The sequence below is a fragment of the bacterium genome (genome assembly GCA_016873475.1).
Lineage (GTDB): Bacteria > Krumholzibacteriota > Krumholzibacteriia > JACNKJ01 > JACNKJ01 > VGXI01.
Map to the genome: position 1 here is coordinate 1 of VGXI01000097.1, position 11,664 is coordinate 11,664.

The 11,664-nt window shown below is 73.1% G+C and carries 6 protein-coding genes; all 6 read left to right on the forward strand.

Translation table 11 applies throughout. The features are described 5' to 3' along the window. The coding region (locus tag FJ251_09115) for a hypothetical protein (protein MBM4117889.1) at nt 1-1,303 on the forward strand (1,303 nt) is incomplete at its 5' end. After that, nucleotides 1,303-5,142, forward strand: a complete 3,840-nt coding sequence (locus FJ251_09120) for a hypothetical protein (protein MBM4117890.1) — start codon at nt 1,303-1,305, stop codon at nt 5,140-5,142. The genes FJ251_09115 and FJ251_09120, both read left to right, overlap by 1 nt. Beyond that, entirely contained in the window at nt 5,111-8,158 is a 3,048-nt protein-coding gene (locus tag FJ251_09125) for a hypothetical protein (GenBank protein MBM4117891.1), read from the forward strand. The genes FJ251_09120 and FJ251_09125 overlap by 32 nt, the downstream gene beginning before the upstream one ends. Then, nucleotides 8,034-10,619: a hypothetical protein gene (locus tag FJ251_09130; protein ID MBM4117892.1), complete on the forward strand. Its 2,586-nt coding sequence runs from the start codon at nt 8,034-8,036 to the stop codon at nt 10,617-10,619. The genes FJ251_09125 and FJ251_09130 overlap by 125 nt, the downstream gene beginning before the upstream one ends. 27 nt (nt 10,620-10,646) lie before the next feature. Next, the gene (gene gatC, locus FJ251_09135; protein MBM4117893.1) at nt 10,647-10,961 is read left to right on the forward strand and encodes an Asp-tRNA(Asn)/Glu-tRNA(Gln) amidotransferase subunit GatC; all 315 of its coding nucleotides are present in this window, start codon (nt 10,647-10,649) and stop codon (nt 10,959-10,961) included. Nucleotides 10,962-11,098: 137 nt separating this feature from the next. Further along, nucleotides 11,099-11,664, forward strand: a 566-nt coding sequence (locus tag FJ251_09140) for an Asp-tRNA(Asn)/Glu-tRNA(Gln) amidotransferase subunit GatA (protein ID MBM4117894.1), incomplete at its 3' end; no start/stop codon positions are given.

The window sequence follows — 11,664 nt, forward strand, 5'->3', positions numbered from 1 at the left end:
CCAGCCGCTGCGCCTCGAGCAGATCCTGCGCAGCAAGCAGAACCTGCTCGACAGCGGTTACTTCCGCTCGGTCGACTACCGGCTCGAGGCCCTCGACCCCAGCGCCGGTCCGCGCCTGCCGGCGCCCGTCGAGGACCTGCGCCTCGTCTGGCGCTTTCGCGAGCGCAAGCTGGCCGCGCTCGAGTCCGGCGTCGGCTACGGTTCCGTCGACGGCCTGCGCCTGCTCGGCGGCTGGACGCACCGCAACCTCTTCGGCCGCGGCCAGCGCGTCGGCCTGCAGGCCAACTTCGCCTTCGCCAAGGACCGCGCGGGCCGCTTCGGTCTCGGCTTCCAGCACGAGTCGCTGGAGTGGCGCGTCCTGGACATTGCCCGCCTGCGCGCGCGGCTCGGCCTGCTCGTCTTTCGCGAGTTGGACTACGAGAGCGAGAGCGGCGCTTTCAGCCTCGAGACGCGGGCGATTCGCCTGAGCGCCGCGCGCCGGCTGGACGCCTACACCGTGCTCGACCTGCGCCAGCAGTTCGACTTCCTCTACCAGCGGCGCATCGGCGACCTGCCGCTCCCGCCCGTGCCGGGCTACAACACGCGCTCGCTGGGCCTGGGCGTCGACCGCGACACGCGCGACGACTTCTTCAATCCGACGCGCGGCGGCCACTCCTGGCTCAGCTACAAGCTGGCGGGCGGCCTGCAGGGCGGCGACCATCACTTCCAGCGCCTGCAACTCAATCTCACCCGGCACTGGCGGCTGCCCCGCGCGGCCGTCGCCGCCGGCCGCTTCTACCTCGGCGGCGTCTGGCCCTATGGCGACAGCCGGCGGCGCACCCTGGTCGGGGTGCCCGCCGATGGCGTGCCCTTCCAGGAGCGCTTCTACTGCGGCGGCGGCAGCACCGTGCGCGGCTACGACGAGAGCAGCCTCGGCCCGCGCATCGACCCCGAGGCCGAGGATCTCGTCGCCGATCTGCCGGGCCAGAGCCTGCCGGTCTACATCCTCGGCGGGCGCTTCGCGCTCGTGGGCAACCTGGAGTGGCGACTGCCGCTGCCGCTCTTCGGCTGGCGCGGGCTGGGCAGCGTGCTCTTCCTGGACGGCGGCGGCACCTGGGAGTCGCTGGCGGACATCGCCGGCAGCCGCGCCTGGCCCTGGCAGACCGGCGACGCGAACGACACGCGGCGCGTGTTCTACGGTCTCGGCGGGGGGCTGCGCTACCTGACGCCCCTCACCGTGATCCGGATCGACTTCGGTCTGCCGCTCCAGGACCTCGCCGATCGCGGCGGGCGCTGGCACTTCAGCCTGGGGCAGACCTTCTGATGGGCCACCGCCTGCGCCGCTCGACCCTGGCCGCCCTCGTCCTCTTCGGCGCGCTGCTCGTGGCCGGCCTCCTCTACCTGCAGCGCAACAACCCCTGGCTGGCGGAGCGGGTGGCCGGCCTGGTCACCCGCAATCTCCTGTCGACGCGCGGCTACAGCCTGCACCTGGCGGGCATCGAGGGCCGGCTGCCGGGCGAGCTCGTGCTGCACGGCCTGCGCATCAGCTACCTGGGTCCGGGCCACGCGCCCTTCGATCTCTTCACGGCCCGCCGCGTCGCGCTGCGCGTCTCGCTGGCCGGCCTCCTGCGGGGCGACTTCCTGGCCGAATCGCTCCTGCTGGAGGAGGCCACGCTGCGCGCCTACAAGGTGCGTGCCGCGGGCTGGGCCTATCCCGGCTTCGACTCGCCAGGCGGCGGGCGCAGCGGCGTCCAGGTCGCCATCGACGCGCTCGGCGTCGACCGCCTGCAGGTGCTGCGCGAGACGCCGGCCGGCCCGGACACGCTGGTCCTGCGCGACACGGCCTGCCGGCTCTATCGCAGCGCGGAGGGCACCAGCCTCGACCTCGACCGCTTGCGCCTGGAGCACAGCGGCCGGCCGCCCGTCGATCTCTCCGGGCTCTTCCTGCTGCGCACGGGCGGGCGCCTCGACCTCGCCGGCATCGATGTCCTGCTTCCCGTCTCGCACCTGAACCTCCGCGGCGAGCTCGGCCTGGCCGGCGGGCTGCGCCTCGATCTCGGCCTGACGGCGGCGCCGGCGCGGCTCGGCGAACTGGCGGCGGCGATCGGGCAGGAACTGGAGACCGACAGCGAGCTGACCGGCCAGCTCCAGCTCGCGGGGGCACCCGACAGCCTGCAGCTCGAGGGTCGCCTGAGCGGCACGCTCTTCGACTTCCGCCTGGAGGAGGTCGGGCTGCGCGGTCTCTACGCCGACGGCCGCCTCGCCTTCGCCGCGCTCGAGGGGCGTCTCAACGACAACCAGCTCGAGGCGGCGGCCACCTTCACCCTGCCGATCAAGGGTCGCGAGTTCGGCTACAGCGCCGACGCTCAGCTCTCGCACTTCGACCTCGAGACTTTCCTGCCCGGCACGCCGCCCACGGATCTCAGCGGTGCGGTGAACATCGTCGACCCGGGCGGCGCCGGACGCTTCCGCTTCACGCTCGGCCCCGGGCGCTTCGACGCCTATCCCTTCGCGAGCGCCACCGGGCAGCTGCTCGTCGTCGGCGACACGCTCACCCTGAGCGCGGTCGAGGTCGCGGACCGCGGCCTCGCGGCCACGCTGAGCGGGCGCATCCATCCCGGCGCGGAAACCCTCGCCATCGAGGTGGAGGCCGTCAGCGACTCCGCGCGGCTGGCCGGGGTCTTCGCGGGGGACTCGCTGCTGGGCGGCCATGTCGAAGTGCGCGGGCGCTTCGCCGGGCCCGCCCTCAGCCCGGCGATGGCGCTCGACGGCACCTTCGCGCGGCTCACCTACTTCGGCGCCCGCCTGGGCCGCGGCGAGTTCGCGCTGCGCAGCGACGCCCTCGCGCTGCAGCCGACGCTCATCCATGCCGAGGGCGACTCGCTCGCGGGCGCCGGCCTCGCCTTCGCCCGCTTCTACCTCGACGCCGAGCTGCACGGCGACACGCTGCGCCTGCGCCACGGCTCGGCCGAGGGCGCCGATCTCGCCCTGGACCTCAGCGGGCAGATCGACGATCTCCTGGCCGCCGCGCCGCGCCTGCGCCTGGACCGCGCCTGGCTGCGCTGGCTCGGTCGCGAGTGGCTGAACGAGCGGCCCCTGGACCTGCGCCTGGGCGAGGAGCCGGCGCTGGGCCTCGCGCGCTGGCGCTCGAGCCAAGGCAGCGTCGCCCTGCGCTGGAACCGCCCCGACCAGGGCCCCGATCGCCTGGAGCTGGTCGACCTCGACCTCGCGCAGCTCGGGCCCTGGCTGCCGCCGAAGCTCGCGCTGGCCGGCCGCCTGAGCGGGGTCGTCGAGCGCTCCGGACCGGCGAGCTACGCCCTGCGGGCGCGGCTGGAGCGCATCCGCCTGCACGGGGAGCCGGCGGGCCGCGCGGAGCTCGCCCTGCGCTGGGAAGGCGACAGCCTGGCCGTCGACAGTCTGGCCTGGGAGCCCGGACCCGGCCGCCGGCTCCGCCTCGCGGGTGGGCTCGGCGGACTGCCGCCGGCCGCGCGCGGACCCGCAGCCCTGGCCGAGCTCGATCCCGCGCGCCTCGTCGCGGCCCTCGGGCTGGAGGTCCGGGACTTCCCCCTCGAGCGACTGACGCGGCTCTCGGCGGCGACGGCCTTCCTGGGCGGCGCTCTCAGCGGGCGCATCCAGCTCGCCGGCCCGCTCGCGCAGCCCACCCTGGGCGCGGAGGCCGGTATCGACAGCCTGCGGCTCTGGCAGTTGCGCGTCGACCGCCTCGACCTCGCTGCGCGTCTCGCCGACGGGAAGCTCAGCGTCCACCGGCTGGCGGCGCGGCGCGGGAAGAGCCGGGTGGAGGGGGCGATCGGCCTGCCGCTGGCACTCGGGCTCGGCCGTCCCCCGCGCCTGCCGACGGACGGCGCCCTCACCGGCAGCCTGCGGCTCGCGGCCGACGCCGAGGATCTCCTGGGCCTCAGCGATCTCCTGGCCGAGGCCGACGGCCGCCTCGAGGGCGAGATCAGCCTGGCCGGGACCCCGGCCGCACCCCGGCCTGCGGGTCAGTTGCGCCTGCAGGGCGGACTCCTGCGGCTGGCGGGGTGGGAGGAGCGCCTGAGCGAGATCGAGGCGACGGCTGCGCTGCGCGGGGACACTCTGGCCGTCCTCGCGCTCACGGCCGCGGAGAGCAGCCAATGGGCGCGCTACAAGGCGGGCCAGGTCCGCGCGCAGGGCTGGCTCACCTGGGTCGGCCCCTTCCGGTACTCGGTGACAGCCGACCTCGAGCGCTGTGCCTACGGCACGCTGCCCTTCTTCAGCGGGCTGGTCAGCGGGCAGCTCACCCTGAGCACCTGGGACGAGGCCGAGGTGCCGCCGCATCCCTTCCTGAGCGGCGATCTCGTCGTGCACGAGGGCACGCTCAGCTACGACTTCGCGGACGTCACCGCCGCCCCCGGTCCCAGCCTGGCGCCGATCTTCAGCTACGATCTCGGGGTGCGCGCGGAGCGGAAGCTGCTGCTCGTCAACAAGGAGGCGAACCTGGAGCTCTCGGGCGATCTGCGGCTGAGCAGCACGCCGGACGGCCAGGACGTCAGCGGCGAGCTCGCGACCCTGCGCGGCAGCTATCTGGTCTTCGGCAACAAGTTCCACCTCGTGCAGGGCGAGCTGGACTTCACGAGCGCGGAGGGGATCAACCCGAAGATCGACATCCTCGCCGAGGCCCGCAAGCGCGACGACAAGATCCAGATCCGCATCACGAACACCTTCGCCGAGCCGCAGATCGAGGTGATCAGCGAGCAGGGCTACAGCCGCGAAGACGTGCTGCGCATCCTGGCCGGCCTGCCGGTCGCCGGCGAGGCGGGCGGTGGCCAGGCCGGCGCCGCCGTCGCCGGGCGCGTGGAGGCGGAGCTGCTCAATCGGCTCGAGCAGGTGGTCTCGGGCGAACTGTCCGGCGTGGTGGACTTCGGCCTCGAAAACCGCAATCTTGAGGGGACCGCCGGCGAGGTCGAGACCCGCTGGCGCATCGGGCGCTATCTGCCCGGAGGTCTGTACGTCAGCTACAATCAGGGGCTGAGCATGGGATCGGACCGGGAGGTGGCGCTGGAGTACCGCCTCTACAATCGGCTCTACCTGCGCTCGGAAGTCGTCAACCGCGGCGGGCAGTACGCCGACGAAGGGCTGATCAACGAGTACAATGTCGACATCCGCTTCCGCTACGAGTACTAGCGCACCGGCCGCCGGGCGCCTCGCCGCCGCGGCGCTGGCGGGGCTCCTCGCGCTCGCCGCGGCCGCGCCGGCCGCGGCCTACGCCTTCGGCAAGAACAAGGTGCACTACGACTCCTTCGCCTGGCAGGTCTACCACAGCCGCCACTTCGACCTCTATTACTATCCCGAGGAGGCGACCCTCGCCAGCCAGACCGTGCTGCTCGCCGAGGAAGCCTACGAGCGACTCGCCGCACGGCTCGGCCATCGGGTGCGCCAGCGCATCCCGCTCGTGCTCTACAGCTCGCATCCCTCCTTCCAGCAGACCAACGTCAGCCCGCAGCTGATCAGCGAGTCGACGGGCGGCTTCACGGACGTCTACCGCAGCCGGGTCGTGCTGCCCTACACCGGTTCGGTGCCGGACTTCCGGCACGTGGTGGCGCACGAGCTGGTGCACGTCTTCATGCTCGACATGCTCTTCGGCGGCCGCGGCCCGGAGCACGTGGCGCGCAGCGTCGGGCAGTTCATGATGCCGCCGCTCTGGTTCATCGAGGGCATGGCCGAGTACCTCTCGACCGGCTGGGACGCCAGTGCGCAGCTCTTCCTCGAGGACGCCGTGGCGAGCGACTATCTCGCGCCCCTGGACGGCCATGTCGGCGGCTTCCTCGTCTACAAGGAGGGGCAAGCGGCGATCGCCTACCTCACCGAGCGTTTCGGCGAGGGCATCCTCGCCGAGCTGCTGCGCGAGATGGCCGGCCGCGGCAACCTCGAGCGCGCCCTGGAGAAGCGCACGGGACTCAACCTGAAGACCCTCAGCGCCGACTTCCTGCGCGAGACCAAGGAGCGCACCTGGCCTCGCCTGGCCGCGCGCGGCCGGCCGGGCGACCGCGCCTTCCGGCTCCTCGATCACGAGCGGGAAGGGCGCGGCTTCTTCGTCAATCCCCGCTTCTCGCCGGACGGCAGCCGGCTCGCCTACTTCGCCGACAAGGACGGCGAGGTGAACCTCTACCTCGCCTCCAGCCTGGACGGCAAGGTGCTCCGCCGGCTCGTCACCGGGCATCGCTCCTCGCGCCTGGAGAGTCTGCACCCCTTCGACACCGGCGTCAGCTTCGATCCGAGCGGCGAGCGGCTTGCCTTTTCCGCCCTCGCCGGCGGCGCCGACGAACTGGTGATCGTGGCGGCGGCGGACGGCCGGGAGTTGAGGCGCTATCGCGGCGAGCTGAGCAGCCTGCGCGGGCCGGCTTGGTCGCCGGACGGCCGCAGCATCGCCGTCAGCGGCGTCGTCGGCGGCGTCACCGACCTCTACCTGCTCGATCTGGAGAGCGGCCGCTGGCGGCGCCTGACCGCCGACCTCGCCGACGAGCAGGATCCCGCCTGGCTGGATGGGGAGCGCCTCGTCTACGCGCGACACCCGGCGCTCTTTCCGGAGCTCTTCACCCTGGCCACGGCGCCGGCGCCGGCCGCCCTCGACACGGCGCTCTTCGGGCGCCGGCCGGAAGCGCTCGCCGCCGGGGACGGCTACGAGCTCTGGCACCTGCGCCTGGGCGAGGCCACGAGCGGCGAGCGGCTCTCCGGCACCGCCGGCGACGACCGCCGGCCGCTGCCACTGCCGGACGGCGGCCTGCTCTTCACGAGCACGGCGGCCGGTCTGGAGGAGCTGTGGCAGCACGCAGCGGGGGACTCCCTGCCGCGCCGCGTCTATGCGCCGGCCGGGGGCGTCATCGGCCCCAGCCTGAGCGGCGACGGCCAGCGCCTGGCCTTCTCCAGTCTCGTCGGCGGCGGCTACGACGTCTTCGTCCTGGAGAACCTGCCGGCGCAGCTCGCAGCGCCGCTGCCCGGTCTCGCCGCCGAGGCGGATAGCCTGGCCTACACGCCCTTCGCGGCGCTGCCCGATTCGAGCGAACTGGGCCACCGGATCGCGGCCCTGCCGGCGCCTGGCGACTCCTTGACTGGCCTTGCGGGACCCTACCGGACGCGATTCCTCGTCGACGCCCTGGGCCGCCAGATCAGCTACGACACTGTCTACGGCCTCGTCGGCAGCAGCGTCATCAGCTTCAAGGACGTGCTGGGCGACCAGGAGATCACCCTCCTGCTGGACGTCTTCGGCAACATCTCCGACTCGAACTTGATGGCGGCCTACACGCGGCGCACGCGGCGGCTCAACTGGCGCACCGGGGCCTACAGCTTCCTCAGCTACTACCAGACGCGCATCGGCAGCTTCGGCGAGTACTTCCCCAGCGACCGCCTCGCGCTCGAGTGGCGGCGCGGCGGCTTCTTCTCGGCGAGCTATCCCTTCAGTCTCTTCATGCGCCTGGATGCCGACCTCAACGTCCTCTACGCGAAGCGGGAGTACTACGAGGGGCTCGATCCCTGGGGCCGGCCGATTCCCCTCAGCGACACAACTCGCGATCCAGTTGAGAAGCGCCTGCTCGCGCAGCCGAGTCTCTCCCTCGTCTACGACGACGCGCTCTTCGACTACCTCGGCCCCGTCAAGGGCAGTCGCTGGGCGCTGAGCGCCGGCTACGCCCACGACCTCGGTACCGGCGAGCCCGTCGCCCGCTGGGTGGGCTACCTGGACTGGCGCCGCTACCTGCTCGGTCCGGCGGGCCACAGCCTCGCCCTCCGCCTGACCGCGCGCGGCAGCGAGGGCGTCGATCCCGTCTACTTCTACCTCGGCGGGCCCTACGATCTGCGCGGCTACGACTACCTCGAGTTCGCCGGCACGCGCAGCGCCCTGGCCAGCGTCGAGTGGCGCTTCCCCTTCATCAACGCGATCTACCTGGGCGGACCGCTGCCCCTGGCCTGGGGCGGCATCGGCGGCAGCGTCTTCGCCGATCTTGGCGGCGCCTGGACCGGGGACGACTTCCGCGTCTTCCTGCCCGACGAGGCGCCGCAGCTCGCCGATCTGCGCGCGGATGTCGGCTACGGCTTCCGCATCAACCTCGGCGGTTTCCTGCTGCTCTGGGACATCGCCTGGCCGACGGATCTCGATCGGCTGGGCGCGCGGCGCAGCCACTTCTCGATCGGCGCGCAGTTCTAGGGTCAGCGCCGGGAAAAAGGCCTTCCCCGGCGGCGGCGGGCTCCGTATTGTTGCCCAATCCCGTCCACCGTCGCCTGACGCCGGAGCGCTCGTGACCCCACTCAGCCTCAATCCGCCCCAGGAGGCTGCCGTTGCCCACGGCGAGGGGCCCTGCCTGGTCATCGCCGGCGCCGGCAGCGGCAAGACCCGCGTCCTCACCGAGCGCATCCAGCGCCTCGTGCGCGAGGGCACGCCGCCCTGGCGCATCCTCGGCTTCACCTTCACGAACAAGGCCGCCGGCGAGATGCGCCGCCGCCTCGAGACCAGCCTCGGCGAGGCGGCGAGCCGGCTCTGGCTCGGGACCTTCCACGCCACGGGCGTGCGCATCCTGCGCCGCGAGGGGGAGCGCCTCGGCCTCGCGCGCGACTTCGGCATCTACGACGCCGAGGACCAGCTCGCCCTGCTCAAGGGCGTGATCAAGGAGCTCGCTCTGCCCGAGGGCAGCCTGACGCCGCCGGCCGCGCGCGCGGCGATCGAGCAGTACAAGAACCAGCTCCTGGCGCCGGAGGAGGCGGCGGCCCTCGCCCAGGGCTATCGCGACAGCCTCGCCGCCCGCGTCTACGCGGCCTACCAGAAGGGCCTCGCGCGGGCGCAGGCCCTGGACTTCACGGATCTCATCGCCCTGCCGGTGCGCCTCTTCGGCGACGATGATGCCGCCCGGGCGCGCTGGGCGGAGCGCTTCGACTTCGTCCTCGTCGACGAGTTCCAGGACACGAACCCGCTCCAGATGCAGTTCATCGAGCACCTGGCCAGCGCGAGCGGCAACCTCTTCGCGGTGGGGGATGACGACCAGTCCATCTACGGCTGGCGGGGTGCGGACATCCGCCACATCCTCGACTTCGAGCGGGAACACCCGGGGGCGGCGGTGATCCGGCTCGAGCAGAACTACCGCTCGACGCGGCCGGTTCTCGAGGCGGCCAATGCGGTCATCGCGCACAACCGCAAGCGCAAGGGCAAGGCGCTCTGGACCGCGCGCAGCGAGGGCCAGCCCGTGCGCGTGCAGACCCTGCTCGACGAGGAGGAGGAGGCGGAGGCCGTGGCGAGGCGCATCCGCAGCCTGGCCGCGCTCGGGACGCCGCTGGGCGGCTTCGCCGTGCTCTACCGCACACACGCCCAGAGCCGCGCGCTCGAAGCGGCGCTGGCGCGCAGCCGCCTGCCCTACCAGATCATCGGCGGCACGCGCTTCTACGATCGCAAGGAGGTCCGCGACCTGCTCGCCTACCTCAAGGTGGCGGCCAACCCCGCCGACACGGTGAGCTTCGAGCGCATCCTCAACGTGCCGCCCCGCGGCATCGGCAAGACCACCGAGGCGCGCCTGGCCGCCCTCGCGCAGAGCGAAGGCATCGCGCCGGGCCTCCTGGTGACGGCCTTCCCCGAACAGCTCGCCGCGCTGCCCGACGCCAGCGGCAAGCGGCTCGCCGAGTTCGGCCGCCTCCTGCTCTCGCTCTCGCCGCGACCCGAGCTCGACGCCGCACCCGAGGTGCTCGAGCGCCTGCTCGAGAAGGTGCCCTACCTCGAGTACCTCGCCGAGGGCGATCCCCTGCAGGCCGAGACGCGCCGCGAGAACGTGGCGGAACTCCTGAGCGCCGCGCAGGCCTTCCTCGAGGCGCGCCTGGCCGAGGCCCTGGGCGCGGCGGCGCTGCCCGTCGACGCGGAGGCCGGTCCCGCTGCGGAGCCCCGCCTCGGCCAGCCGGGCTCCCTGCGCGATTTCCTCGCCGAGGTGGCCCTGGTCGCCGACATCGACAAGCACCGCGAGGGCGCCGAGCTGGTCACCCTGATGACCCTGCACAACGCCAAGGGCCTGGAGTTCGACACGGTCTTCATCTGCGGCGTCGAGGAGCAGCTCCTGCCGCACGCGCTGAGCGCCGGCAGCGAGGACGACGGCGAGGTCGAGGAGGAGCGCCGCCTCTTCTACGTCGGTCTGACCCGCGCCGAGAACCGGCTCTGGCTGACCCACGCCCTCAATCGCCGCCGCTTCGGCGATCTGCTGCCCGCCGCACCCAGCCGCTTCCTCGCCGAGCTGCCGGCGGAGTGGGTAGAGCGCGAAGGCGAGGCGCTGCTGGCGCGCGCGGAGCTGCCCCCGGCCGGCCGCGATCGCTGGGGCGGCTGGAGCGGCCGCGGAAACCGCAGCGAGACGCCCGCCGCGCCTCGCCGCTGGGACCCGCGCCGGGCACCGCGCCTGTCCGCCCGCGCCACGGACGAGTTCGCCCAGGACGGCGGCGAGGATTTCGCGAGCGAGTTCCAGCAGGACCCGGAAGCGAGCGGCCTGCGCGTGGGCATGCGCGTCGCGCATCCCAGCCTCGGCACGGGCACGGTGCACAAGCTCGAGGGCGGGGGCGAGGAACTGCGGGTGATCGTTCTCTTCGACGGCAAGGGGCCGCGCAAGCTGCTCGCGCGCGTCGCGGGCCTGCGGCCGCTCTAGGCGACCGCCCAGGCAGGGGACGGAGGCATGAAGATCGACCGCGCGCTGCTGCTCCACCTCGAGGCGCTCTCGCGGCTCGCGCTGAGCGAGGACGAGCGCGCGGCGATGGCGCGCGACCTCACCCGCATCCTCGATTACGCCGAGGCGCTCGCCGATCTGCCGCCGGGGACCGAGGCGCCGGCCCTCGCGGGGGAGGCCGCGCCCGCTCTCCGCGACGACGCACCCGGCCCCTCGCTGCCGCCGGCCCTCCTGCTCGCGCTCGCGCCGGAGCAGGAGGCCGGTCACTATCTGGTGCCGCCGGTCCTGCCGCCGTCGCGCGTGGGCGAGAGCGAAACGCCGTGATCGCCGGCCTCGACCTCGGCGGCGCCCGCGCGCGCCTCGCGGCCGGCGAGTCCAGCCGCGAGGAGCTCTGGACAGCCCTCGCCGAGCGCTGCGACCGCCACGACGCCCGCCTTGCTTGCTTCCGCCACCGCGCCCCGATGCCCTCCTGCCCGAGCGCGGTAAACGATTCTATTCTAATGGGTTTGCCGTTTGTCCTGAAAGATAACATGAGCTGTGCAGGCACGCCCACGGGCTGCGCGTCCCGTCTCCTCGCCGGCTACGTCTCGCCCTACGACGCGACGGCGGCCGCCCGTCTGGCCGCCGCCGGCGGTGCCTACTTCGGCAAGACGAACATGGACGAGTTCGCGATGGGCTCCTCGGGCGAGCACTCGGCCTACGGCCCGACGCGCAATCCCTGGAACCTGGCCTGCAGCCCGGGCGGCTCGAGCAGCGGCTCGGCGGCGGCCGTCGCCGCGGATCTCGCGCTCTTCGCCCTGGGCAGCGACACGGGGGGCAGCATCCGCCTGCCGGCCGCATTCTGCGGGGTCGTCGGCGTCAAGCCCAGCTACGGCCGCGTCAGCCGCTACGGGCTGGTCGCCTTCGCCAGCAGCCTCGACCAGATCGGACCCATCACGAAGAGCGTGGCCGATGCCGCGCTCATCCTCGAGCTGATCCTGGGCCACGATCCGCGGGACGCGACGAGCCTGCGCGCCCCGGTGCCGCC